The organism is Aquimarina sp. AWH4_224 (assembly GCF_056160245.1).
On the sequence record NZ_JBSWWU010000001.1, the window covers coordinates 374681 to 398092 of the forward strand.

Sequence of the window (23412 nt, forward strand, 5' to 3'; positions counted from 1 at the left end):
CGTTCTTCCTCTTTCTAATCAACTAACTAACTACTAAACTAAATATGAACTCTTCTTAATTTGCTGGTGCGGTAGGAGTATCCGCGTTTGCGATTGGCCATACCCCTGGGGCAGGAAAATTGATTCCAAAATTATCCCCCCTGGTCACATCCTGCCCAAAGTAGTATAATGGCCATCCTTTATATGTTATTTGCTGAGAACCGTGAACATCTATGGTTCCAAAATCGTCAGCATTCAGAATACTTGGTAATCTATCAATGTCGATGTTAATGATCGGCCACACAGCATTGTTTGAAAAGTCTTGGGCCGTGAAATTATTAACACCATTGGTGTCATTCATAAAGGTATATATTGTTCTTCCTGTGAAATTGGTCATGTAAAAGGTAAGTCCATCACCAGGTGTATAATCACTTGTGAAGTTGATCAAATTTCCATCACTATCTCTCCCTACCAATTGAGCTTCGGCGTACATTAGAGAATAATCAGGCTTTGCGATGTACCAATTGTTACCTACTTGATCTCCGTTGGTATCTCCGGCGGCATTATCATTTGCAAAGTAATATAATGGCCATCCTTTGAATGTAGTTTGCTTTTCTCCATCTTCTCTGGTGATTTCTCCAAAGTCTGAAGCTTCCAGGCCGTCATCAAGAGTTAAATCGGCTGCATAAAAAATTGGCCATGCTCCTAAACAACCATCCAAACATCTGGAGTCTCCTTTTACATCTCTGGAGAAAAAGTATAACGACATACCTTCAGAATCGGTAAGGATATTACCAAAAGTTGCATCTGTTGCAAGTCGAACTGCATTTTGCTGTGCAGGTGGGTTTGGTTGCTCATCAGAGTCATCACTACTACAACTAAACAGTACAGAAATTGAAGTGAACAATACTAAAATACGATTTTTCATTTTTATTCGAGTTTTAAAGATTTTGTTCAGCAAAGTACCGTAAACACTGGCCCTATATTCAAAATAATATATGCGAAAGGGAAAATTTGGCGTTGAAAAAGGAAAAAAAAGCATTGAATAAAACGCTGTTTTTTCACTTTTGAAATAAATGAATGGAAATGATTAAAATTGAAATGAAGAAAAAGAGAATCCGTAAAGAAATTTGGTTATATGCTTAACCATTGTCTAAATTCCGCTGCTTTGTTTTTGCTAATCACAATTTCTACATCTGCATCTCGGATCAAAATTTTGAGTTGACTATTACCATATTTAATAATCTTTTCGATAGCAGCAATGCTGATAATAAATTGCCGGTTAGCTCTAAAAAATAAAGAGGCATCAAGACTAGAAAACATATCATCCAGGCTGGTGTTGCTGGTGGATTTTTTCCCATCAAAACAAATTACATAGGTAATGGTGTTTTCGGTATAGATATAAGAGATTTCATTGATAGCCGTCGGGATCAGTTCATTTCTTAAATAGGTTAAGATTCTCTTTTTACCAGTTTCTAATGTAATATCAGGTGATTCTTGAGAATCGTCTTCGTCGGTTTCTTCTATTTTACGTTGGTAGGCTACCAAATCACTATTCAGTTTAGAAAGATTTACCAACTCACTTTCTAAATTGGTGTTTTTCTCCTCCAACTGCTTTTCATAATAACTACCTATCATACGGACAGCAAAAAAGGAAGACAAGATGATCAATCCTCCCATAATTGCAAATATGGTATAGAAACTGGTTTTAAGTTTTTTTATTTGTGTAGAGATCTCATTAAGGTTTACATGAGCAGCAACGATCAAATCCGAATCTTTTACCGGAGAAATATATACGATTTCAGAATTAAAACTATTTAAAACTTCGTCATCTACTGTACTTTCACTTTTAATATTGGTGAGTAATTCATATAACTTATCAGAGCTATTTTCTTCGTTCAATGAATTCAAAAGTGATTGATCTGAGCTTACTTTTTGTCCGACTTTAGTTTTATCTGGGTTACATACTTCTTTACCAGACCAATTAAAGACACATATAAATGAAGCTTCGGTATGTGTGTTTTCTATAGTGTTTTGAATATTGTTTATTACCACATTTCTATCAATACCCCCTGCAAGTTGATAGTTAATCAATTTAGAAATTTCATTTGCTTCTCGTTTACTAGACTCTAATTGAACTTCTATTAATTGATTTGCGCTTACTTTTATAAAGTATTTGATACTTAGAGAAGCAATGATCAAGAAAATGACCGATATAGATATAAAGGTTAAAAAATATAATTTGTCTTTTCTCATTTATCAGGTTTACGAATCAGGGGTAATATCCTGGCGGTCTGGTTTAGTTTTTTATTGAGGTAACTAAAATAGTATAATTTTTCAGGTGTTTTTTCTAAACGTCAAATAATTGTATTTGACTTAAGGACCTTTTTTCCTTTTTTAAAAGGATTTTTTCTACTTGACAAAAGTTTATAACACCACTATATGATCTGGATTGTTCTTTTGTACTCAAAACAGATTTTTAATTATAAGCTAATCCTATGAAATCCATACTTCTTTGTAACCCTTCCTTAATTTATATGCTGCTAAATTATATTTTAGTAGTACATTATCGTAATTTTACTGGTAGAATCGACCTTATATCCTTCGATGAATAGAAAGCTAAGTATTATTGGTTTTATTTCAGTACTCTTCTTGTTACTGATATTGTATCTGGTTTTTACAAACTCGAAAGACTCTTATATGGAGATGAATGCCGTTTCTGCGGATATAACAATAAGCTCAGAAGAATTGGTATCATCCTTTATGATTGATGAGAGCACGGCAAATTCAATGTACAGGGGAAAAGTAATAGAAGTAGAGGGAATTGTAAAAGATGTTACGTTTCTAAACAACAGAAATACAGTTTTTTTGTACGGAGACAACAAATATTCTAGTGTTATTTGTGACATGTTTCCGAATCAGGAAAGTGAAATTAGAGATTTAAAAAAAGGTCAAAAAATAAAGATAAAGGGAGTTTGCAAGGGATTTCTGAAAGATGCTATTTTACTTAATTGTATGCTGATTAACACAACAAATCAATGAATAAACTGATCATTCTGATATTCTTATTTATCAATTTTACCAACTTTGATACCGAGTCGGATCAATTTATTACCCGACAGGGGCAGGTTTCTTTTTTCTCATATACATCGGTAGAAAATATAGAAGCCAAAAACAATCAAGTTCTCAGTATAATTGATATTTCTAAAAATGAAATAGCAGTAAGCATGCTCATGAATGCTTTTGTATTTAAAAAATCACTAATGCATGAGCATTTTAATGAGAGCTATATCGAATCGGACTTATATCCTAAAGCTACTTTTGAAGGAAATATTGTTGATTTTGATCCTTCAGAGTCCGGGATACAAACGAGAATGGTTAAAGGAAATTTAACCATCCATGGTATTACTAAAGAGGTAGAGATTAAAGCTACCATCGAACGAGTAAATAATGTGTTTGTTTTGAATGGTGATTTTGAAGTGGCGGTCAAAGATTTCGATATCAAGATTCCGCCCATATTAGCGCCTAATATCGCAAAGGTTATATCCATTAAATTCAAATTTGAATATCAACATTATGAGAAGTAATATCCATTTTTTGATACATATATGTGTACTGTTCTGTTTGAATGTATCTATCCAGGCACAGGATTTATTGGATAAACTGGAACAGGAATATCCAAACGCTCCTCAATATCAGTTAGCCACGTTTAAAGCGAGTCGTATTTCTATTGGACATTCTGTAGAAACCAGAAAAAAGGGAGTGTTAGAGCTGCAGGCGTTTACGAGATACTGGAATATTCCGAACTCTAGCGGTCAAAGTTTTGTAGCTGACAAAATGGGAGCTCGAATAGGATTAGAGTATGGTATTTCGGATAAACTGACTTTTGGTGGTGGTTGGAGTACGCTGGACGGTATTTTTGATAGTTTTTTGAAATACAAACTGATTAGGCAACGTAGTGATGGCAAAGGTGCACCAGTGAGTCTCTCTTTGTTTCAGAATATAGCTTACAGAAGTGAGCGTAATCCACCACTTATTGATATCAATCGCTTTGATAATTTTCAGGACCAACTAAGTTTTACAACACAATTATTGTTAGCCAGAAAATTTACTCCTCAATTTTCTGCACAAATATCGCCAACATACATCCATAGAAACTCTTCGGCGTTTGCAGACGATCCAAATAATCAATTTGCCATTGGAGTAGGAGGACGATACAAAATAGGAGGGCATGTTTCTATTGTATCCGAATATTACTATCTGATTAACCCATTAGAATCTATTACTACCTACGATGCTTTTGCTCTAGGTGTGAATTGGGAGCTAAGTGATGTAATGCTACAATTTAAATTGACCAATACCTGGTTCTTTTCTGAGGAAGCATTTATTACTCAAACCCCTAATAATTTCAATTTCAATGATGGAAATTTAACGTTTGGGTTTAATGCGATTTTTGTTTTACATCTAAATCAAAAGGACAAAATAGATACTGACTAAATCTCTGAAATCATCAATTTTCATTCAACCCATTTCTTCCAAAAGATAAAGGGCGATAAAAAACAAAACAAAAATTACGGTGGTAATAATTTTCAAAACGTCTCCATTATTTTTTTTCATAGCTCGTGGTGTGTGAATTAAAAAAATGTGACGTTGCGTTTACGTACTGAAATATATTAGTTTATAGTCAAATAGCCAATTATTTATGGTTAATAAATAGTTGTCTATACCTAAGAATATCAATATTGAGGTAAAATCATGGTTTTAGTTGAGATGCTTTTAGTTCAAGAAACACCTCAATAGCATGTAATTCTTCTTGGGTGATAGGACTTTTGTTTTCGATTCTATTCTCAATCCCTTCGATATGATCATGAATTAATGTAGCATGCCAATCTTTCCCTTTATCCAAATCAAAAATGGCAATTGCTGCAGGTTTATGAGATTCTAATGAGCTTTGATGACAACTACCACAAAAGGTGATCAGAACCTTTCGAGTAATTTCTGAAGATTCTTCAAAAGAACCTTTGTTGGTTTTGATAGTTTCTGTTTTTGCAGGAATAGTAACCAAAACTGGTTCCGTTTCAGCGGTATTCATATCTCTAATACACCTATGTAGAAGAAACAAACTAAGAAAGCAAAGAAGGAATGATATTTTGATGTGTTGAAACATGTCCTAAACTATTGATATATAGTATGATATAATTTCTTAAACTTATCATAATTAACATTGCATTATTGCCAAAATCCTCATAATTATTCCTTTAAAAAAAGGAAACAGTTATTGGGAATTGTAAAATTGATCTAAAGGTTTTTGGGTATAATTATGCCAGATTTATTAATAATTTACTATTTTTAATACATATTGAACAATATAAATGAATCTTAAGCCCCTCATTTTGAGTTCAAACTTCATATCGTCAAAGCTTAAAATTACCCCGATTAAGTTTTTTAAAATTTTTAAACCTACTTATATATGAAGAAGATTTTAGCTATTGACGATCAGCAACTTATTTTATTATCCCTTGAGAAACATTTGACCGATTTAGGTTTTAGCATTCAGTGCGCAAGCAGTGGAGAAGAAGGATTACAAATTTTTGATACTTTCGACCCTGATATGGTCATTGTAGACATTAACATGGATGGAATGTCTGGTTTGGAGGTGATTAAAAATATTAGACACGATAAAAACTCAGATGTTAAAGTACTTGTACTTTCTGGTAACACCAATGAAGATACGATTATAGACGGATTTGATTTAGGTATTGATGATTATATGAAAAAACCATTATCACTCAATGAAATGTCGGCTAGAATTTCGAGAATACTTGGTATAAAACTTCAAAAAAAATCAGAATCAGATGCTAAAGGAAAAATGCTACAAAGAAGATGCGTTGGTGTGGTAATTCCTTGTTATAATGAAGAAACTCGTATATTGAGTAAGGAGTTTACCGACTTTGTACATAGTAATTTGGGATATCATCTTTGTTTCGTGAACGACGGAAGCACAGATAATACCTTAGAAGTACTCCAAAATTTGGCAAAAGGTAGAGAGGATCATATCAGTGTATATAACTGTGAAAAGAATGGGGGTAAAGGAGAAGCTGTACGACAAGGCGTATTGCACCTTTCGCAAGACACGCAATTAGATTATATAGGATATTTGGATGCTGATTTATCTACTGATTTTCAGGATTTTGATGATCTGGTAAAAACGATAGAGACTTCAGATTTTAAAATTGTTAGCGGATCTCGGATGAGTAGAATGGGAGCCAATATAACCAAAGAATCGGCTAGAAAAATCATAAGCAAGACCATTAATTTGATCATTCGAAATATCTTGGGGATGTCTTTTAATGACACTCAATGTGGTGCCAAGATTATGGAGCGGGAAATCGTAAGCGAAATGTTTAGAGAAAAGTTTATCACCAAATGGCTTTTTGATGTAGAGATCTTTATGAAGATGAGAAAGTACTACGGCAAGGACAAAGCGATTTCATATATCTGCGAGCAACCTTTAAAAAGATGGATACATGCGGATGGATCAAAATTATCCATGAAAGATTCTGTTAAGATTGTTGGGCAATTAGCTCAAATAGCATATTACTACAATTTTAAAACAAAAACAGTCGTCATTCCGGCTACCTGACAAATTAGGATTATATAGTTTTTAGATACTCTGTGATCACTTTCAAGATACTTTCAAAGTCATCTTGTAGTTCATAACTGTTTTCTTTTAAATGATTTTCGTAATCAGTTGCTATGTTGTATCCTTTTTCTAAACCCAAGAAACCAATTTTATGCTTCAATTTATGTACATCTTCTGCAGCTTTTGTAATATTTCCTGCTGCTAAGTTGAGAAAATATTGTTCTTTTTCTACGGGGAATTCTCTTTTGATAACACTGAAAATTTTTTCTTCAAAGACTGGATCACCACCAGATAATTTTTGAATTTCAGAAAGATTGGGTTGTTCCATGGATAGGTTTTTAGATATACTTAAAAATACAATTAAAATTGAAAAGGAACTACCAAAATAAATGAGATTTAAACAGATCACAATTATTGAATTATTTTATATCATTTCCAGGATACCGTTTGATTTTTTAGTCTGACGGAATGATCATTTCGACATTAATTGCCTTAGTTTTTAACGTATTTCGTTGAATAATCATAAAACGAAGTACGATGAAAAAAGTGTATAAAATATTAAAGTGGGTAGGAGTTACTATCCTAGGTCTGGTTATTATATTAATTAGTTTTGGTTTCTGGTTCAAAGGACTAATTCCTCCTAGAGATCAAAATTTGAAAACTACCAATGTTAGTGACTTAGCATATCTTTCAGAAAATGTAATCCCAAAAAGAGGTAAAATTTTAGCTGTAGTTACTAGTATAGATAAGATGGGAACGACCGAGAAAGAGACAGGATATGAATTAAGCGAACTTTCTAGAGCTTATTATGTATTTACTGCAAATGGTTTTGAAGTGGACATTGCTAGTACATTAGGAGGAAAGCCTCCGGTAATTATAGATGATGAAGATATGGGAGCATACGATTATGCTTTTCTAAACGATTCTATCGCACAGTACAAAACAAGTAATACGATCCCTATTGAAAGGGTGGTTCCAGAAGATTATGAAGCCATTTTTTTTGCAGGAGGGAAGGGGGCTATGTATGATTTTCCTGATAATCCCTATATCCAATCTATAGTGAGTAATTATTACCAATCAAACAAAGTAGTTGGAGCCGTATGTCACGGACCAGCAGCATTGGTAAATGTTACCTTGGATAATGGAGAATCCTTATTGAAAGGTAAAGAGGTAAGTGGGTTTACCAACGATGAAGAGTTACTATTGATTTCTGATGCAAAAACTATTTTTCCATTTCTTCTACAGGATAAAATTGAGGAACAAGGAGCAAATTTTGAAGAAGGAGTTATGTATTTGGATAACGTTAGTCATTCAGGTAATTTGATTACAGGACAGAATCCATGGTCTACCTGGACACTAGCAGAAACCATGATTCAACAAATGGGATATACACCAAAGCACAGACAAATTACTGATGAGGAATATGCGGTCCAGGTATTATTAGCTTATCATACAGATGGAAAACAAAAGGCTAAGGAAAAAATAAACACACTTATAGTGTCAAAACAGAAGCCTATAAATCGAGTTTTGATTGCTAAGCATAGCATTTTGGCAGCTATGAAAGGAGAAGTAGGGAATTTTTATAACCTATTGAATTTGGTATCGTATGTTAAAAAATGTGAAGCAAAAACTAACAAAATATAAGTACATTTGATAAAAATGATCTATTGGATTTCTTAGATATTCTCCTTATCATCATTAGCAGTGCAGGACTTTTGCATGGTCTGTCCTTTGCCGTATACTTATCTTTTTTCAAAAAAAAGAAGACAACAGCCAATCTATTACTTGGGCTGTTGTTGGTTTTTATGGCGTTCAGGATCGGAAAATCAGTGTTGTTGCATTTTGGAGATGATCTGGAACCCATATTTATTTTTATCGGTTTGGCTTTCTTATTGTTGATTGGTCCTTTGTTGCGTTGGTATGTAATTGCAATGACTCGTCCCAATTTTTTGCTTCCCAAAACCTATTTTCTAGAATTGATTCCGTTTGTATTGGTGTTTGTTTCTAGCTTTATGGTCACCAATAGTTGGTTTGATGAAAATAACAGAACTGCAGTTATCGTATTTGGAAGTGTTCTTATAAGTATCTATCTGCATTTTGCTTTTTATATTATTGCTTCGGCTATATTGATACGACAAATGAAGAAAAAACATCAGCATACTTTACTCACTAAATTTCAAAAATCAATACTTCAATGGTTATCATTGTTGATTGTTGGTTTTGTTATTATTTGGATTTCTTATGTTTTAAATATCATAGAGAATACAGTCCCTTATATTGTTGGACCTATTATGTATTCTGTGGTTATCTATTTTTTAAGTTATAAAGCTTTTCAATTAAAAGCTACCGATGTAGACGGAAATGTGTTTAAAGAAAACAAGGATATTCAGTTATTTGATCAACTATCACAATTTGTAGTGAAAGAAAAAAGGTATCTCGAACCAGATTTTTCATTATCCATTTTAAGTAAATTGATAGGGAAGAGCACTCAGAAAACTTCAGAAGTCATTAACCAATATGCGAATCAGAATTTTAATGATTTTATCAATTATTACCGCATACAAGAAGCTAAAAGCTTGTTGAAAAAGGATAAGGATCAACTGTTAAAAATAGCTTCTATTGCATTTGATGTAGGGTTTAGTAGTTTGTCTTCATTCAATGCTGCTTTCAAAAAATTCGAAGGTGTGACGCCCTCAGCATATAGAAAAGAGAGTGTATAAAAAGAAGGATTATGTGTTTTTTTCAGATGGAAATAGACTGTATTTAGTTGAGAGTTAAAAAAATAAATTTGGAACATACCCCATAAAAAACATTTCTTTGTACCACAAAATGACACAAAATAGCATACATATCGCGCCGAAATCACTGTTTAGTCAGTGTGATTATCGAGGGATTAATGAATTATCCATTCGAAACAGGACGTTATGTAGCCATTTTTATAAGTGATTTAAAGTAAAAACTAGATATAACTACAGGCGTCCAAGAAATTGGGCGCTTTTTTTATGAATTTTTTTTAGCAAAATGAATAAAAGTTAATTAGCACATAAAAATTAGCCTTTGGAAAGTAAGCATCAGGGAGACAGACTATTGCGAAAATATCCAAAATCCGTTGAAAAACGGACAGGGATTCTTATATCTCATTTTAAACTTAAGTAATTGATAATCAACAAAATAAATCTAAAAAATATTTGGAGATATAAAAAAAACTCTCATCTTTGCATCGCAATCAAAACAAGAAATAAGTAGTAAGATTGCTTAACAGTAAAAACAATTTTAAAAAACAAGAAAATGATACCGAATAGTTCGCAACATATTTTAAATCCGCTCTTTGTTGAGAAAAGAGAGTATTGTTCTGATGCGAACAGAATAGGTGTCTATTTTATAGAAAAAATGATAATAAGGATATAGCTTATTAAACATTGATATATAAAAGAGGCGCCCAAATAAGGCGCCTTTTTTTATACATATCGTTCATTGACATATTGAAAACCAAACACATTGACGTGTAGCTTAATTGGAGAAAGCACTCGGCTTTTAACCGAGGTGATGTAGGTTCAAATCCTACTACGTCAACAGTATGGAGGTAGTCCGGATGGTCGAGGACACTGTCTAGAAAACAGTCGGGTGTAAAAGCTTCAGGGGTTCGATTCCCTTTGCCTCCGCAATAAAGATACTGTAGCTTAATGGTTATCGCCGATGAGCTGTTAACTCTCAAGATGTAGGTTCGAGTCCTACCAGTATCGCAAAGACAAGGTGGCTGAAAGGTTAAGGCTACAGACTGCAACTCTGTTATTTATGAGTTCGAATCTCATCCTTGTCTCAATGATTAGAATAGTATCAAATTTGTTTTAAAAGGAAGTATTGAGCAACTGGTTGGCTCGCCGGACTGTAAATTCGGTCTCTTCGGAGCGTGTAGGTTCGAGTCCTACTGCTTCCACCATTTAAAAGATTTCCCCATTGGGGAATATAGTACCGTAGCACAATGGCTAGTGCACCCGACTGTCTCTCGGAAGGTCGCGGGTTCGAATCCCGTCGGTACTGCAAAGCATACCGATGAGATGAGAAGTTTATCCTGAGTTCTTCAATAAGTTTAGACAATTTTGGTCGAAGGGAATCCCGTCGGTACTGCAAAGCATACCGCGGTATGAGAAGTTTATCCTGAGTTCTTCAACAAGTTTAGACAATTTAGATCGAAGGAAATCCCGTCGGTACTGCAAAGCATAACGATGGGATGAGAAGTTTACCCTGAGTTCTTCAACAAGTTTAGACAATTGTGATCGAAGGAAATCTCGTCGGTAATGCGATACTTATCTGGGGGTATAACAATGGTAGTTTACCCGCCTTGGACGCGGGAGGTTATAGGTTCGAGTCCTGTTCCCCAGACAAATTGCTCTGTTCGTATAATGGTTTAGTACACCTGACTTTCTATCAGGAAATAGGGGTTCGATTCCCCTACAGAGTGCTAGATGAAGTACTGTAAATACTTCAAAATATCAAACGCAAGGATGGCGGAACCGGAATACGCGCCTGATTTAGAATCAGGATTTTGAGAGTTCGAATCTCTCTCCTTGTACATTGACCTGTGATGTAATTGTAGCATCCAAGACTTTGACTCTTGGTGTAAAGGTTCAAATCCTTTCAGGTCATCAAATGGTGTCCCTAGCTTATCTGGTAAAGCATCCCACTGTGAATGGGAAGAACAGGGTTCGAGTCCCGGGGTACACCCAAAACAAAGGTTGTACCTATACTTTTATTGTCTACGCAAAATAATTGCGTAGTGTCGATACATCTTTGTCTTATCAATGTAAACGGAAAACAAATGTAAAGGGAAGAATTAGAAGTTTACTGTAGTTGCCCTACTACCGTTTTGGGGTAGGTAGTAGGGCTAGGATAAAGAACTTCTTTAGCTCAAGACTCAGCGCTGATGGTTACCTTTTAATTATTAAAATGAAAAATTATGACAAATTCATTACTTGAAGATAATAATCTAGATAAGTTTTTGGAAAACAATAGAGAGTTCTGGTCGGCATTAGAAACAGAATGTGTAGCAGAATGTTGTGGTATAGACGCATATGATTTCTCTAAAGAAGCTATTAAAGAAATCATTAAATCTTTTGATTCAAATAGAATATTAGGTGATTTAAATACAGTAATTCAATTTATTGATGTATCAAAATCAGAACATATGCATAGTACTATATTTAATTATTACGCAACGAAAAAAGAAAGTATTGAATTATTTAAAAATATCAAGCAGGTCTTGTTGAGTGTTTCTGTATAGCACCATTGTATGAAGTATTGCATGATTTGTATGATCACTTCATATGCAACTTGACTTGAAGGTTCGACTATCACCAAAAATAGTCCACCATTCTATGGGTCGCGGGTTCGATTCCCGTCTTTAGCTTGAAGTAAATCTTCAGTGGCTAATGTAGCTCAGTTGGTTAGAGCAATAGATCGTTTCTGTGGGTTCGAGTCCCACTATCCTTTGTGGATATGGCGGAATTGGTAAACGCACTAGACTGAAAATCTAGCGAAACAGGCACTTTAATGCCTCTTTTATTTGCACAGGTTCGATTCCTGTCGAGACCACTTTTTAGGTTTCGTAGCTCAGTGGCTAGAGCACTACACTCATAATGTAGGTTATAAAGCTAGGCTAACTTTTAAAAATGGCCCCAGCCGTCTTGCTGTAAAATAGGACAAAAATGATGATGGCAAATCAGTTGTTAGGGTATTCATACCAAAACAACAGTCTGGAACGTACTTTGAACTATTGGAATTGTTAGTATTTGAAATAGCTACTTTTTTGGATTCAGGTTTTAGAAACAAATGATTTTTCTAAGATGATTTCTTCTTTGATCTCTTTTCACAAAACTGGTTGTTGGATGATCTAACACCCCAATATTTCCGTACCGGAAAGACGATTTGCTCTCACTGTTTTTCTTAGAAATTAAAAATTGCGTAAGGGATAGCAGTGGCATCCTTTTTACATAGAAGCCTGAGGCTCTCGAAGGCTAGTATGTAAAAAGATAAATCGAATAGCCCGACCCAAAGGGATACGCCCAAAATATACTTCGAGATAGCGCCATACCCGTAGCTCTGGATTGAAGTAGACAAGGTCTCCGTTACAGGAATTGTCATCTAATAAATGTCTAATTAAAAAATGAAAAAATGAAAAGAGTAAGAATCAACGCGGGCAAAGTAGGTTTGGTTTTCAAAAAGGGAGATTATCAAGGTGTAATCACTAAGGGAATCCACTGGTTAGGATTTAACGAAAGAGTACTTCAGTATGATCTTACCAAACCATTTGCTGCTCCTATAGCGCTAGAACTCTTGCTAGAAGACAAAGCGTTGGAGGCCATGCTATACGTGATCGAAGTAAAAGATAACGAGATCGTATTAATGTATGAAAATGGTAATTTCAAAAACACGTTGGCAGCTGGTCGATACGTATTTTGGAAAGGATTGATGGATTACGAATTTAAGAAAGCAGACCTAAGTAAGATCTACATTACCGAAAAAATCGATAAGTCATTGTTCAGCCACTATGCATTGACCAAATACATTAGAGCTTTTGAAGTAGCTGCATACGAAAAGGCTGTTTTGATTGTAGACGATGTATACGCAAAAACTTTGGAAAGTGGTACCTATCGTTTCTGGAGAAATGATACTTCAATTAAGATTGCAAAAGCAGATTTGCGTCAATTGCAATTAGAAATTGCTGGTCAGGAATTGTTGACCAAAGATAAAGCGGCTGTTCGGATCAACTTTTATACGCAGTATAAGGTTATTGATATTGAAAAAGCGCTTTTGGAGAACAAAGATTACGAAAAGCAATTGTATATCGCAATGCAATTAGCATTGAGAACTTTCGTAGGAAACTACACCCTGGATGAACTGTTGGAGCGTAAAGAAAGTATGGCTAGCTCAGTACTGGAAAGCGTAAAAAACCAGGCAGTTAAACTAGGTGTACGAGTATTGAATTGTGGAATCCGGGATATCATTCTTCCTGGAGATATGAAAGAGATCATGAACCAGGTATTGGTTGCACAAAAGAAAGCTCAAGCTAATATCATTACACGTCGTGAGGAAACAGCTTCTACACGTAGCTTGCTAAACACGGCAAAACTTATGGAAGAAAACGAAATGCTTTACAAACTTAAAGAAATGGAGTATGTAGAGAAGATCGCCGACAAAATTGGTGAAATCAGTGTCTCTGGAGACGGAGGTATGATCAAGCAATTGAAGGATATATTTTCTGTGAATAAGTAATTTTTTAGAAAAGCGTTGATCCAAAGGGATTAGCGCTTTTTTTGTAAAAGAGCATAAATTGATTGTCTTACACCTTCTAATTTTATAAATTTGCGTATATGATACGCCAAAATATAAAAGTAGCTGTAGATGCCGTGGTCTTTGGATACAAAGACAAAACGCTTAATGTGTTATTGATCAAAAGAGATATAGCTCCTTTTAAGGATTCCTGGGCCTTACCCGGAGGATTGGTGTTAGAAAATGAAAGTTTGGAGGAAGCAGTGGAGCGTGAGCTCAAAGAAGAAACCAACGTAAAAGTAGATTATCTCGAACAACTATATTCGTTTGGTACACCGGGTAGAGATCCCAGAAATAGGGTGGTAAGCATTACCTATTTTGCCTTGGTAAAACCAGAACATCACGAGATCAAAGCAGATACAGATGCCCAGGATGTGGCTTGGTTTGATATCCAGAAACTGCCGGATTTGGCATTTGATCATCATCATATTCTGGAAAAAGCTAAGCAACGCTTGCAGAACAAACTCACTTACGAACCCATTGGATTTGACTTGTTGGATGATAAATTCTTGTTTTCGGACCTGGAAAAGTTATATATGACGATACTCGAGAAACAAATCGACAGACGTAACTTCAGAAAGAAAATACTCAGTTTTGATATTTTGGAAGAACTAGACGAGAAAGTATCCGAAGGTAGAGGTAGACCTGCCAACTTATTTCAATTCAACAAAAAACAGTACTTCAAACATCAAAAAGAAGGGTTCCTCTTCGATATTAAGTAATTACTCAATACTTTAAAAGCTTTTAATGTAATTTTTACGCAAAATATTTGGTGGATTCGTTGTGGTGTTTTAAATTTGCGTAAAAACAACACAATAATGAAGTATTTACATCTAGACCCTTCGTTCACACCTTATGAAAATTCTATCGAATTTGATGCTTTTGTTTTCAATGGAGGAGAACCTCATATCAAAATAAAAGAACAACAAATTGGGAATACCGTTACTATTACGCATCGTATTTCTTCGTTTAACGATATGGGATTGTTGCTCATTGCTACAGATGCACTTCGTAGAATGGGAGTAAGGTATATCAATGCTTTTATTCCTTATTTCCCGGCAGCTAGACAGGATAGAGTGATGGTAGCAGGAGAGTCCTTGAGTGTAAAAGTATATGCAGATATGATTAATGCTCAAAAATACAATCAAGTAACCGTATTTGATCCACATTCTGAAGTAACACCCGCATTATTGAATAATGTAAAAGTGATCCACAATTATGAATTTGTGAAGACGTGTATAGAGAAGATCAATGAAGAAGTTCTATTGATTTCTCCAGATGGTGGAGCGTTGAAGAAAATCTATAAAGTTGCAGAATACCTGGGTGGAGTTGAAGTTATAGAGTGTTCCAAAAAAAGAGATGTAAAAACGGGGCAGTTATCCGGCTTCAGAGTGTATGAAGATGATTTAAAAGGAAAGCACTGTATGATAGTCGATGACATTTGTGATGGTGGGGGAACTTTTTTAGGCCTTGCCGAAGAACTTAAAGCAAAGAATGCAGGGGAATTAAGTCTGGCAGTAAGCCATGGTATTTTTAGTAAAGGAGTAGAGGTATTGACAGATCAATTTGATTATGTATTTACCACGAATTCATTCAAGGATTTTGATCATGACAAACTGTATCAATTTTCACTTTAAAAAACTAGGATTATGATCATAGAAGCAGCAATAGGAGACGCATATGGAGCGGGTTTTGAGTTCCGAAAAGATGAGTTTATAAAAACAAACAATACACTCACCGCATATCATTCTCATGGTTTGTATACCGAGATTTATAAAAAGTATACCGATGATACGCAAATGGCCATTGCCATTGCAGAGTTATTGATAGAAGATGATGATTGGACTCAAGAAAAGGTAGCAGATAAGTTTGTAGAAGTATTTCATCGTGATATACGCAGAGGATATTCTAATCGTGTATATGATGCGCTGTACAGCAGCAAAACAGGAAAAGATTTTTTAAAAACCATCAATGATCAGAGTTCTGGTAACGGAGCTGCGATGCGAGCGTATACCTTGGGATATATTCGGGATATTGATCAATTGAAGGCTTTTGTTGAAATTCAAGCTAAAACTTCTCATGATACGCAAGAAGGAATTGCCGGGGCATTACGCATTGCCTTGGCCGTTCATTACTATTTATATGTGAATGAAGGTTCTTTGATCGAGTTTTTGGATGAAACCATACAGGAAAAGGGAAATTATCAAATCGTTAGTCCTATCGATATGCACTCATATCCTACTACCAATGCAGTGATTCCATTGGTAACTGAAGCGACTAGTATGCAATCGTGTTTGCAAAAAGGAATAAATTATGGAGGAGATACCGACACCGTTGCCGAAATGTCTATGGCTATTTTGAGTGTAAAAAAGGGAGCAGTCAATGATTTACCATCTTTTTTATACGATGAGCTAGAAAATGGTAAGTATGGTAGAGATTATCTGTTAACACTAGATAGGAAGCTACAACAAAAGTTTGGTTTTTGAATATAAAGCATACAGGAATACACTATGGGAATACATAATAAAGTGCGTGTCATTACAGCGCCAGAGGATGTAACGAATATCAAAGATTATTCTGTTTTTCTGGCCGGTAGTATCGAAGGGGATACAGCCCAAAAATGGCAGGATAAAGTGATTCAAGCGTTAGAAGGAAATCAAGTTACCTTGCTTAATCCACGAAGGTTGAATTGGGACACTAGCTGGAAGCAAGAAATTACAAATCCACAGTTTAATGAGCAGGTTACCTGGGAATTGGACGCTTTGGAGCAATGTGATTTGATAGTTATGTATTTTGATAAAGGGACCAAATCCCCAATTTCATTGCTAGAACTGGGATTATTTGCCAAAAGTGGGAAACTAATCGTATGTTGCCCAGAGGGTTTTTGGAGAAAAGGAAATGTAGATATCGTCTGTAAACGGTACGGAGTACAACAAGTAGATCGATTAGAAGAATTGATTGAAGTGATTAAAAAGAGAAAGAAATGAAATCGATGTTAGATCGTTTAAAAGGAGGGATACTAGGAGTAGCAATAGGGGATGCACTTGGCGTTCCGGTTGAATTTAAATCCAGAGAATATTTAAAAAATGAACCAGTAACCGATTATATGGGATACATGTGCTGGAATCAACCTCCAGGAACATGGTCTGATGACTCATCGCTAACACTGTGTCTCGTTGATAGTTTGATTAAAGGGTATGATATAGAAGATATCGGACAAACTTTTGCAAAGTGGTATAGCACTGGATATTGGGGTGCTCATCACGAAGTTTTTGATGTTGGCGGTAGCACTAGACATTCTTTGGATAGAGTATTATCTGGTTTATCCGCTAAGTTTTCTGGTAATATGTTCGAACACGATAATGGTAATGGATCCCTGATGAGAACTTTGCCTTTGGTCTATTTTCTTCACAGAGAAACATCAATATCAAAACGTTACGAAATCATAAAAGAAGTATCTTCTGTAACGCATGCGCATCTTAGATCTGTATTCTCTTGTTTTATCTATGTTGAATATGGGTTGTTGTTATTAAAAGGGCAAGAGAAACATGAAGCAAATAAAAATATAAAACAACCGATTTTGGAGTTTTCAAAAACCATGGATTTCAATACGAATGAAATTGATCTCTTTGCACGAATTTTAGAAGGGGATATTTCTAAGGAAAAGGAAAATACCATACAGAGTACAGGTTATGTGCTCCATTCTTTAGAAGCTTCTCTATGGTGCTTTTTGAATAGTGATACTTATGCTGAAGCCGTCTTGAAAGCTGTAAATCTTGGAGGAGATACTGATACTACCGCTGCAATTACAGGAGGATTAGCAGGATTATATGTTGGAGATGGAGGTATCCCAGAGACATGGAAATCTCGATTAGCTAGACTTGAAGATATTGAAGAGCTGATCGATAGATTTAATACAAGTATACAATGAAATTAGAATTAAAAAAATATACAGAACAACTAGATAAATGGCCAGAAAGTGGTTATCACATTATGGCTCAATATAATGAAGAAAAAATAATAGTATATCAATCCTACAGACCTGATATAGGAAGTTTTGCCGCCGAAAATAAATATTTTGGAGGTAATTTTAGTTTAGATCGCATGACTTGGATCAAACCCAATTTTCTTTGGATGATGTTTCGAAACGGTTGGGGTACAAAAGAAGGACAGGAAGTCGTACTAGCAATACATCTTAAAAGAACGGCTTTTGAAAATTACTTAGAAAATGCCGTGTATTCTTCATTCAAACCAGAGTTGTATAAGTCTTATGAAACTTGGCAAAAGGATGTACAACGATCGAATGTACGATTGCAATGGGATCCAGATCATGATCCCTATGGAGCCAAATTAGAGCGTAGAGCAATACAAATCGGTCTTCGGAAAGAGTATATACAATCTTATTCAAAAGATGATATCTTAGAAATTGAAGATATTTCAGATTTTGTAAAAGAGCAATATGAGTTTGTGAAATCTAAAAATTTGAACGAGTTAGTGATCCCTAATGAGAAACCATTAGTTTTTGAAAATGAAGAATTGAATAAATATTTGATGCTGAAATGAAAGAAATCACCTATTTAAAAGGAGATGCTACTGTTCCACAAGCAAAGGGAACAAAGATCATTGTACATATATGTAACAATATTGGTGGTTGGGGAAAAGGATTTGTTCTTGCGATTTCAAAAAGATGGTCAGAGCCTGAAAAATCGTATAGAGAATGGCATCGAAATAGAGCAAAAAATGATTTTGAATTAGGAGCTATTCAGGTAATTCAGGTTGCAGATTATATTTATGTAGGAAATATGATAGCGCAACAAGGAATAAAAACAGGAAGTAATGGAGTGCCAATACGATATGAAGCGGTGAGAGAATGTTTAGAAAAGATTGCAAAAGAAGCTCAACTACTCTCTGCCAGCATTCATATGCCGAGAATAGGGTGCGGACTTGCTGGAGGTAAATGGGAAAAAATAGAACCAATAATACAAGAGACACTAATTCAAAAAGAGTTAGATGTTTATGTATATGATTTTAATTGAAATGAAACCAAACTATAAACAGATCAGTAAATTTTTAAGCTTGATTTTAAGACATGATCCAGGAAAAATTGGATTAGCCTTGGATGATCAGGGCTGGGCGGATGTGCAAACCTTACTGATTAAATTACAAAAGCAGTTTTCTGGTCTGGATCTAAATCTTTTGCAAGAAATAGTATCATCAAATGATAAGCAACGATTTGCTTTTAATGAGGATCATACAAAAATAAGAGCCAATCAAGGGCATTCTGTCGCTATCAACCTAAACTATACTCCAAAACAACCACCGCAGTTTTTGTATCATGGTACGGTGGACAAATTTATAGAAGCTATCAAAGAAAAAGGATTGCTTAAAATGAGCAGACATCATGTACATCTTAGCGAAGAGTTGGATACGGCTTCAGCTGTAGCCTCTCGTAGAGGAAAACCTATTATTTTGACGGTGAGAGCTGGTGAGATGTATAGTGATGGTATTCCATTTTTTCAATCGGATAATCAGGTATGGTTAACGGATCATGTTCCCGCAAAATATTTAGAATTTAAAGAAGTAAAAGAATGAAAGAGCGAATAGAATTACACCCTGAAATTTTTATGGTAAAGAACTTTTTATCTTTTGAGGAATGTAATGAATTTATTGAGAGGGGAGAAAAAGTGTCATTTGAAGAAGCAAAAGTGAGTATCGATAGTAAACAAGTTATGTTTAAAGGAATACGAAACAATAAACGTATCTTGTTTAAAGATGAAGTTTTAGCAACAAAGATTTGGTTACAGATAAAACCGTTTGTTGCGGGAACCTTCGGGAAGTACAAAGCCATTGGGCTTAATGAAATGTTTCGAATTTATAAATATGAAGAGGGAGAACGGTTTAAAATGCATAGAGATGGAAGTTATAAACGAAATAACACCGAATGTAGCTTCTTTTCATTCTTGATTTATCTAAATGATGATTTTGAAGGTGGAGAAACTCATTTTGAAGAAGGAACACTACTAGTACAACCTCAAAAAGGAGATGCTCTTTTGTTTCATCATCCGCTTAGACATGAAGGTAAAGCTATCATCTCTGGAACCAAATATGTGTTACGGACAGATATAATGTACAAAATGTAATGAGAACCCTTGCCATAGGAGACATACATGGAGGTTATAAAGCGCTGCTTCAGGTTTTGGAGAGAGCTGCGGTAACCCCAAAAGATACGTTGCTATTTCTAGGAGATTATGTGGATGGTTGGAGTGAATCGGCTCAAACTATTCAGTTTTTTATAGACTTACAGCAAGAGCAAGAATGTATATTTTTAAAAGGTAATCACGATCTAAAATTAGAAAATTGGCTACAGCATGGAGCTATTTATCCTCTTGAGGATACAGATAAAAGAAATAGTCCTTTCTGGTTAGCTCAAGGTGGAGAATCCACCATTTTTAGCTACGTTAAAACGGGGTATCACAAAAACAAAGCACATTTACAGTTTCTGCAAAACCTAAAGTATTATCATATTGATTCGCAAAATAGGCTCTTCCTGCATGCTGGTTTTACCTCAGTTTTAGGAATTGGTAATGAAAACCGGGTGAATTATTGTTATGATCGTACACTATGGGAGGACGCTATCGCGATACATGAGATTAGAGTAAAAGGAGGAGGAGATGAGTTGTTTTATGATCCTTTGCGGTATAAATTCTATAAGGAAATTTTTATTGGCCATACACCTACACTCCATGAGAATGAGAATATCCCCATGAATCGATTAAATGTTTGGAATTTGGATACGGGAGCGGCATTTACGGGGAAACTGAGTATAATGGATGTAGATACGAAAGAGTTTTGGCAAAGTGATCCGTTAACTGAGTTGTATCCCAAAGAGCGGGGCAGAAATTAGTTGTATTCGATTTTTCTAAAGAAAAGAAGCTAAATGTTTTGTAGAATCAAACTTCTGTTTTATATTTGCGTATAAATAACGCAAAATAATAAATTATGAACCCACTACTTTTGACAGACGGATATAAACTAGGCCACAGAGAACAATATCCACAAGGAACAACCCTTGTATATTCTAATTGGACGCCAAGAAAGAGTAGAGTAGAAGGCGTAAATAATGTGGTGTTTTTCGGATTGCAATACTTTATCAAGGAGTATTTGATCAAGAGGTTTAATGAAGACTTCTTTAATCAACCCAAAGATGTAGTAGTTTCAGAATACAAAAAATACGTAGATCACTACTTGGGTGTGGATTATGATATCCAGCATGTTGAATCCTTACACGATCTGGGATATCTACCTATAGAGATAAAAGCGATACCAGAGGGTACAGAAGTGCCAATTAGAGTACCGATGTTTACTTTGGTGAATACCAAACCTGAGTTTTTCTGGTTAACAAACTATCTGGAAACCCTATTATCTAGTATCATTTGGCAACCTTGTACCTCGGCTACAATAGCTAAACAATACCGAAGAATACTGAATCAGTATGCTATGGATACCGACAAGGATAACTTAGAATTTGTTACTTGGCAAGGTCATGACTTTTCGATGCGTGGTATGTCTGGTACAGAATCGGCTATTTTGAGTGGGATGGGGCACGCTTTGGCTTTTTCTGGAAGTGATACCTTACCCGTTGCTAAGGCTTATGAAACGTATTACAATACCGATGTAACCAAAGAATTGGTAATTGGTAGTGTAAATGCAACAGAACACAGTGTGATGTGTGCAGGTAGTAAGGATGACGAGATTGGAACCTTTAGAAGACTGTTAGAAACCTATCCAACAGGAATATTGTCAGTAGTGTCGGATACCTGGGATTTGTGGAAAGTATTGACTGAATATCTTCCAGAACTAAAGCAAGAAGTGCTGGATCGCGAAGGGAAACTAGTGATTCGTCCTGATTCTGGAGATCCGGTAGATATTATCTGTGGATGCGAACACGAAAACCCAATTGTTGCCAAAGGTGTAATAGAACTACTTTGGGATGAATTTGGAGGAACCATTAATGATCAAGGTTATAAGGTGCTAAATCCAAAAATAGGTGCTATATATGGAGATAGTATAACTATAGAAAGAGCTACTCAAATTTGTGAACGCCTAAAACAAAAAGGATTTGCATCTACCAATGTGGTATTAGGTATCGGAAGCTTTACATATCAATACAATACCAGAGATACTTTTGGATTTGCTATGAAAGCTACTTATGTAGAAGTAAATGGAGAAGGACGAGAAATCTTCAAAGATCCTGTAACCGATGATGGTACCAAAAAATCTGCAAAAGGTTTGATCCAGTTGTATCAACAAAACGGAAGCATAAACTTTAAAGATCAGGTTTCAAAAGAGGAAGAAAAAGAAGGTGTATTGCAAACCGTTTTTATCAACGGAGAACTAAAAGTAGATGATACTTTGGATCAAATCAGAAAAAGAATTATAAAGTAAAGATTAAAAATATAAAATACTGATTTAAAAATATTTAAAATTATTTAATTAACCTTTAAGTTTAAATCGCTTAGAGGTTAATTTGTTTGTAGCATCAGATAGAATCTACATGCGGAAATCTAATATCGTAGTCTGCTTTAAGATGAGTAAGTTTATCAAAAAATGACTTATTTTCTTTATGTGTTCTATTATTCTTGAAGTGTACAAATTTACCCTGAGCATGTATACTTACTCCGTTGGTTTTATACATATAAAACTGATAGTAAGGAATGATCCAGGTAAAATTCCGCAATCCTTTGTTGATGGCTAGTAGAATACCATTAGGGCGCAATTCAATACTACCATAACTCAAATCTGATACCGAATTTAGATACTTACTAAGATTTGGGCTCACATCATCAATAATCATGCGTTTAGACCCAATACCTTTCATCTTAAATGATTGAATCAAAGAAAAAGGTTTCCCTACCAAATCGTTGATAATCTTTTTGTTCTCTTTGCTACTGTATGTGGTTTCTAAAATCATAATTATTCTATTTTAAAAAAGAATACCCTGTTAAGAATCATAAAAGACAGGGTATTCCTCGATTCAAACCAACATCTAAACGCATCCATCATTCCTCATTGCTGGTATTGATAAAATCACTAAACACAATAAATATCTGCTGGGTTACACAGGTAATCCTTTTAATCGTTTTTCAATTTTTCGTTTTTTGGCCGTAAGACGTTTCATCAAATCCATAAGATCTGCATCCTTTGTTTTTTTATAAATCTCATTTATACTTAATATTAGCGACTTGGCTTCTCTGGAAGCGGCTACTCTGTCGCTAGTTGACATATTTGACATCTTACGATTTTCAAATTCCAATGCATCTTGTATCAATTCCATTCGTAATGTTTTTATAATTGTTAGAAAAAATTTTAAAAATATTGTTGTTTCAGAAAAAATTGAAATCAACATCTATTTTGCCTCAAATTTCATACCATAAATATACATGTTGTTTAATTAATTACAA

General features: G+C 34.9%; 25 protein-coding genes and 12 tRNA genes. 31 read left to right on the forward strand and 6 right to left on the reverse strand.

Features of this window, described 5'->3' with window-relative positions; all coding sequences use genetic code 11:
- Positions 1-55: 55 nt before the first annotated feature.
- Both ACXAGJ_RS01720 and ACXAGJ_RS01725 read right to left on the reverse strand, forming a co-directional pair.
- Positions 56-907: a hypothetical protein gene (locus ACXAGJ_RS01720; protein WP_474836563.1), complete on the reverse strand. Its 852-nt coding sequence runs from the start codon at positions 905-907 to the stop codon at positions 56-58.
- Between the two features lie 206 nt (positions 908-1113).
- Positions 1114-2235, reverse strand: coding sequence for a LytR/AlgR family response regulator transcription factor (locus tag ACXAGJ_RS01725; protein WP_474836565.1), 1122 nt, complete (start codon positions 2233-2235; stop codon positions 1114-1116).
- Between the two features lie 351 nt (positions 2236-2586).
- Between ACXAGJ_RS01725 and ACXAGJ_RS01730 the strand changes: the two genes are divergently transcribed.
- From ACXAGJ_RS01730 to ACXAGJ_RS01740, 3 genes are read left to right on the forward strand one after another with little or no spacing between them, the layout of a single operon-like run.
- On the forward strand, positions 2587-3021 hold the full coding sequence (locus ACXAGJ_RS01730) for an OB-fold protein (protein ID WP_474836567.1): 435 nt from the start codon (positions 2587-2589) through the stop codon (positions 3019-3021).
- On the forward strand, positions 3018-3566 hold the full coding sequence (locus ACXAGJ_RS01735) for a YceI family protein (protein ID WP_474836569.1): 549 nt from the start codon (positions 3018-3020) through the stop codon (positions 3564-3566). Before ACXAGJ_RS01730 ends, ACXAGJ_RS01735 begins: the two co-directional genes overlap by 4 nt.
- On the forward strand, positions 3556-4476 hold the full coding sequence (locus ACXAGJ_RS01740) for a DUF5777 family beta-barrel protein (RefSeq protein ID WP_474836570.1): 921 nt from the start codon (positions 3556-3558) through the stop codon (positions 4474-4476). Before ACXAGJ_RS01735 ends, ACXAGJ_RS01740 begins: the two co-directional genes overlap by 11 nt.
- A 256-nt stretch (positions 4477-4732) precedes the next feature.
- Here the strand turns inward: ACXAGJ_RS01740 and ACXAGJ_RS01745 are convergent, their stop codons facing one another.
- Entirely contained in the window at positions 4733-5071 is a 339-nt protein-coding gene (locus tag ACXAGJ_RS01745) for a hypothetical protein (RefSeq protein ID WP_474836571.1), read from the reverse strand.
- Between the two features lie 378 nt (positions 5072-5449).
- On the opposite strand from ACXAGJ_RS01745, the gene ACXAGJ_RS01750 reads away from it, so the two are divergent.
- A complete protein-coding gene (locus tag ACXAGJ_RS01750; RefSeq protein WP_474836573.1) occupies positions 5450-6622 on the forward strand; it encodes a response regulator in 1173 nt (390 codons plus the stop codon).
- 10 nt (positions 6623-6632) lie between these two features.
- On the opposite strand, the gene ACXAGJ_RS01755 is transcribed toward ACXAGJ_RS01750, so the two are convergent.
- On the reverse strand, positions 6633-6950 hold the full coding sequence (locus ACXAGJ_RS01755; protein ID WP_474836574.1) for an Hpt domain-containing protein: 318 nt from the start codon (positions 6948-6950) through the stop codon (positions 6633-6635).
- A gap of 209 nt (positions 6951-7159) precedes the next feature.
- On the opposite strand from ACXAGJ_RS01755, the gene ACXAGJ_RS01760 reads away from it, so the two are divergent.
- The 27 genes from ACXAGJ_RS01760 to ACXAGJ_RS01890 all read left to right on the forward strand — a co-directional run bounded on the left by ACXAGJ_RS01760 (position 7160) and on the right by ACXAGJ_RS01890 (position 22396).
- Entirely contained in the window at positions 7160-8266 is a 1107-nt protein-coding gene (locus ACXAGJ_RS01760; RefSeq protein WP_474836576.1) for a type 1 glutamine amidotransferase domain-containing protein, read from the forward strand.
- A 23-nt stretch (positions 8267-8289) separates the two neighbouring features.
- Positions 8290-9342 (forward strand): AraC family transcriptional regulator, encoded by a 1053-nt coding sequence (locus tag ACXAGJ_RS01765; protein ID WP_474836578.1) that lies wholly within the window; start codon positions 8290-8292, stop codon positions 9340-9342.
- 779 nt (positions 9343-10121) lie between these two features.
- Positions 10122-10195: transfer RNA gene (locus ACXAGJ_RS01770), tRNA-Lys, on the forward strand.
- A gap of 6 nt (positions 10196-10201) precedes the next feature.
- Positions 10202-10284, forward strand: a tRNA-Ser gene (locus ACXAGJ_RS01775).
- Between the two features lie 7 nt (positions 10285-10291).
- Positions 10292-10365: transfer RNA gene (locus ACXAGJ_RS01780), tRNA-Asn, on the forward strand.
- 4 nt (positions 10366-10369) lie between these two features.
- Positions 10370-10442 (forward strand) — tRNA-Cys (locus tag ACXAGJ_RS01785).
- A 34-nt stretch (positions 10443-10476) separates the two neighbouring features.
- Positions 10477-10562: transfer RNA gene (locus ACXAGJ_RS01790), tRNA-Tyr, on the forward strand.
- A gap of 28 nt (positions 10563-10590) precedes the next feature.
- Positions 10591-10663, forward strand: a tRNA-Asp gene (locus ACXAGJ_RS01795).
- Between the two features lie 270 nt (positions 10664-10933).
- Positions 10934-11005: transfer RNA gene (locus tag ACXAGJ_RS01800), tRNA-Pro, on the forward strand.
- A 6-nt stretch (positions 11006-11011) separates the two neighbouring features.
- Positions 11012-11084, forward strand: a tRNA-Glu gene (locus ACXAGJ_RS01805).
- 37 nt (positions 11085-11121) lie between these two features.
- Positions 11122-11195 (forward strand) — tRNA-Leu (locus ACXAGJ_RS01810).
- Between the two features lie 3 nt (positions 11196-11198).
- Positions 11199-11269 (forward strand) — tRNA-Gln (locus tag ACXAGJ_RS01815).
- A 6-nt stretch (positions 11270-11275) separates the two neighbouring features.
- A tRNA-His gene (locus tag ACXAGJ_RS01820) sits at positions 11276-11347 on the forward strand.
- Positions 11348-11579: 232 nt separating this feature from the next.
- Complete coding sequence (locus tag ACXAGJ_RS01825) at positions 11580-11903, forward strand: DUF6331 family protein (protein WP_474836580.1); 324 nt, start codon at positions 11580-11582, stop codon at positions 11901-11903.
- 217 nt (positions 11904-12120) lie between these two features.
- Positions 12121-12214, forward strand: a tRNA-Phe gene (locus tag ACXAGJ_RS01830).
- Positions 12215-12793: 579 nt separating this feature from the next.
- Positions 12794-13894 carry a slipin family protein gene (locus tag ACXAGJ_RS01835; protein ID WP_474836582.1) on the forward strand — a complete coding sequence of 367 codons (1101 nt, stop codon included), beginning with the start codon at positions 12794-12796 and terminating at the stop codon, positions 13892-13894.
- A 98-nt stretch (positions 13895-13992) separates the two neighbouring features.
- Positions 13993-14673, forward strand: a complete 681-nt coding sequence (locus ACXAGJ_RS01840; RefSeq protein ID WP_474836584.1) for an NUDIX hydrolase — start codon at positions 13993-13995, stop codon at positions 14671-14673.
- Between the two features lie 96 nt (positions 14674-14769).
- The gene (gene prs, locus ACXAGJ_RS01845; RefSeq protein WP_474836586.1) at positions 14770-15588 is read left to right on the forward strand and encodes a ribose-phosphate diphosphokinase; all 819 of its coding nucleotides are present in this window, start codon (positions 14770-14772) and stop codon (positions 15586-15588) included.
- Between the two features lie 12 nt (positions 15589-15600).
- Entirely contained in the window at positions 15601-16437 is an 837-nt protein-coding gene (locus tag ACXAGJ_RS01850; RefSeq protein ID WP_474836588.1) for an ADP-ribosylglycohydrolase family protein, read from the forward strand.
- 24 nt (positions 16438-16461) lie between these two features.
- Positions 16462-16938 (forward strand): nucleoside 2-deoxyribosyltransferase domain-containing protein, encoded by a 477-nt coding sequence (locus ACXAGJ_RS01855; RefSeq protein WP_474836590.1) that lies wholly within the window; start codon positions 16462-16464, stop codon positions 16936-16938.
- Entirely contained in the window at positions 16935-17882 is a 948-nt protein-coding gene (locus ACXAGJ_RS01860) for an ADP-ribosylglycohydrolase family protein (protein ID WP_474836592.1), read from the forward strand. Before ACXAGJ_RS01855 ends, ACXAGJ_RS01860 begins: the two co-directional genes overlap by 4 nt.
- The gene (locus tag ACXAGJ_RS01865) at positions 17879-18514 is read left to right on the forward strand and encodes a DUF4291 domain-containing protein (RefSeq protein ID WP_474836594.1); all 636 of its coding nucleotides are present in this window, start codon (positions 17879-17881) and stop codon (positions 18512-18514) included. Before ACXAGJ_RS01860 ends, ACXAGJ_RS01865 begins: the two co-directional genes overlap by 4 nt.
- Complete coding sequence (locus ACXAGJ_RS01870; RefSeq protein ID WP_474836596.1) at positions 18511-18987, forward strand: macro domain-containing protein; 477 nt, start codon at positions 18511-18513, stop codon at positions 18985-18987. Before ACXAGJ_RS01865 ends, ACXAGJ_RS01870 begins: the two co-directional genes overlap by 4 nt.
- Before the next feature lies 1 nt (position 18988).
- Positions 18989-19543 (forward strand): RNA 2'-phosphotransferase, encoded by a 555-nt coding sequence (locus ACXAGJ_RS01875; RefSeq protein WP_474836598.1) that lies wholly within the window; start codon positions 18989-18991, stop codon positions 19541-19543.
- Positions 19540-20091 carry a 2OG-Fe(II) oxygenase gene (locus tag ACXAGJ_RS01880; protein WP_474836600.1) on the forward strand — a complete coding sequence of 184 codons (552 nt, stop codon included), beginning with the start codon at positions 19540-19542 and terminating at the stop codon, positions 20089-20091. The genes ACXAGJ_RS01875 and ACXAGJ_RS01880 overlap by 4 nt, the downstream gene beginning before the upstream one ends.
- Positions 20091-20855, forward strand: a complete 765-nt coding sequence (locus ACXAGJ_RS01885) for a metallophosphoesterase family protein (protein ID WP_474836602.1) — start codon at positions 20091-20093, stop codon at positions 20853-20855. The genes ACXAGJ_RS01880 and ACXAGJ_RS01885 overlap by 1 nt, the downstream gene beginning before the upstream one ends.
- Positions 20856-20950: 95 nt before the next feature.
- Positions 20951-22396: a nicotinate phosphoribosyltransferase gene (locus ACXAGJ_RS01890; RefSeq protein WP_474836604.1), complete on the forward strand. Its 1446-nt coding sequence runs from the start codon at positions 20951-20953 to the stop codon at positions 22394-22396.
- 94 nt (positions 22397-22490) lie between these two features.
- On the opposite strand, the gene ACXAGJ_RS01895 is transcribed toward ACXAGJ_RS01890, so the two are convergent.
- Positions 22491-22922 carry a hypothetical protein gene (locus ACXAGJ_RS01895; protein ID WP_073313652.1) on the reverse strand — a complete coding sequence of 144 codons (432 nt, stop codon included), beginning with the start codon at positions 22920-22922 and terminating at the stop codon, positions 22491-22493.
- 144 nt (positions 22923-23066) lie between these two features.
- Positions 23067-23285 carry a hypothetical protein gene (locus ACXAGJ_RS01900; RefSeq protein WP_474836606.1) on the reverse strand — a complete coding sequence of 73 codons (219 nt, stop codon included), beginning with the start codon at positions 23283-23285 and terminating at the stop codon, positions 23067-23069.
- Positions 23286-23412 lie beyond the last annotated feature (127 nt).

Bases quoted from the DNA above. Each gene is read 5' to 3' on its own strand.
- ACXAGJ_RS01835 (WP_474836582.1), top strand. From the start codon at position 12,794: ATGAAAAGAGTAAGAATCAACGCGGGCAAAGTAGGTTTGGTTTTCAAA.
- ACXAGJ_RS01880 (WP_474836600.1), top strand. From the start codon at position 19,540: ATGAAAGAGCGAATAGAATTACACCCTGAAATTTTTATGGTAAAGAAC.
- ACXAGJ_RS01890 (WP_474836604.1), top strand. From the start codon at position 20,951: ATGAACCCACTACTTTTGACAGACGGATATAAACTAGGCCACAGAGAA.
- ACXAGJ_RS01730 (WP_474836567.1), top strand. From the start codon at position 2,587: ATGAATAGAAAGCTAAGTATTATTGGTTTTATTTCAGTACTCTTCTTG.
- ACXAGJ_RS01850 (WP_474836588.1), top strand. From the start codon at position 15,601: ATGATCATAGAAGCAGCAATAGGAGACGCATATGGAGCGGGTTTTGAG.
- ACXAGJ_RS01875 (WP_474836598.1), top strand. From the start codon at position 18,989: ATGAAACCAAACTATAAACAGATCAGTAAATTTTTAAGCTTGATTTTA.
- ACXAGJ_RS01895 (WP_073313652.1), bottom strand. From the start codon at position 22,922: ATGATTTTAGAAACCACATACAGTAGCAAAGAGAACAAAAAGATTATC.
- ACXAGJ_RS01750 (WP_474836573.1), top strand. From the start codon at position 5,450: ATGAAGAAGATTTTAGCTATTGACGATCAGCAACTTATTTTATTATCC.
- ACXAGJ_RS01720 (WP_474836563.1), bottom strand. From the start codon at position 907: ATGAAAAATCGTATTTTAGTATTGTTCACTTCAATTTCTGTACTGTTT.
- ACXAGJ_RS01840 (WP_474836584.1), top strand. From the start codon at position 13,993: ATGATACGCCAAAATATAAAAGTAGCTGTAGATGCCGTGGTCTTTGGA.
- ACXAGJ_RS01760 (WP_474836576.1), top strand. From the start codon at position 7,160: ATGAAAAAAGTGTATAAAATATTAAAGTGGGTAGGAGTTACTATCCTA.
- prs (WP_474836586.1), top strand. From the start codon at position 14,770: ATGAAGTATTTACATCTAGACCCTTCGTTCACACCTTATGAAAATTCT.
- ACXAGJ_RS01745 (WP_474836571.1), bottom strand. From the start codon at position 5,071: ATGAATACCGCTGAAACGGAACCAGTTTTGGTTACTATTCCTGCAAAA.
- ACXAGJ_RS01885 (WP_474836602.1), top strand. From the start codon at position 20,091: ATGAGAACCCTTGCCATAGGAGACATACATGGAGGTTATAAAGCGCTG.
- ACXAGJ_RS01735 (WP_474836569.1), top strand. From the start codon at position 3,018: ATGAATAAACTGATCATTCTGATATTCTTATTTATCAATTTTACCAAC.
- ACXAGJ_RS01860 (WP_474836592.1), top strand. From the start codon at position 16,935: ATGAAATCGATGTTAGATCGTTTAAAAGGAGGGATACTAGGAGTAGCA.
- ACXAGJ_RS01870 (WP_474836596.1), top strand. From the start codon at position 18,511: ATGAAAGAAATCACCTATTTAAAAGGAGATGCTACTGTTCCACAAGCA.
- ACXAGJ_RS01740 (WP_474836570.1), top strand. From the start codon at position 3,556: ATGAGAAGTAATATCCATTTTTTGATACATATATGTGTACTGTTCTGT.
- ACXAGJ_RS01855 (WP_474836590.1), top strand. From the start codon at position 16,462: ATGGGAATACATAATAAAGTGCGTGTCATTACAGCGCCAGAGGATGTA.
- ACXAGJ_RS01725 (WP_474836565.1), bottom strand. From the start codon at position 2,235: ATGAGAAAAGACAAATTATATTTTTTAACCTTTATATCTATATCGGTC.
- ACXAGJ_RS01825 (WP_474836580.1), top strand. From the start codon at position 11,580: ATGACAAATTCATTACTTGAAGATAATAATCTAGATAAGTTTTTGGAA.
- ACXAGJ_RS01755 (WP_474836574.1), bottom strand. From the start codon at position 6,950: ATGGAACAACCCAATCTTTCTGAAATTCAAAAATTATCTGGTGGTGAT.
- ACXAGJ_RS01900 (WP_474836606.1), bottom strand. From the start codon at position 23,285: ATGGAATTGATACAAGATGCATTGGAATTTGAAAATCGTAAGATGTCA.
- ACXAGJ_RS01865 (WP_474836594.1), top strand. From the start codon at position 17,879: ATGAAATTAGAATTAAAAAAATATACAGAACAACTAGATAAATGGCCA.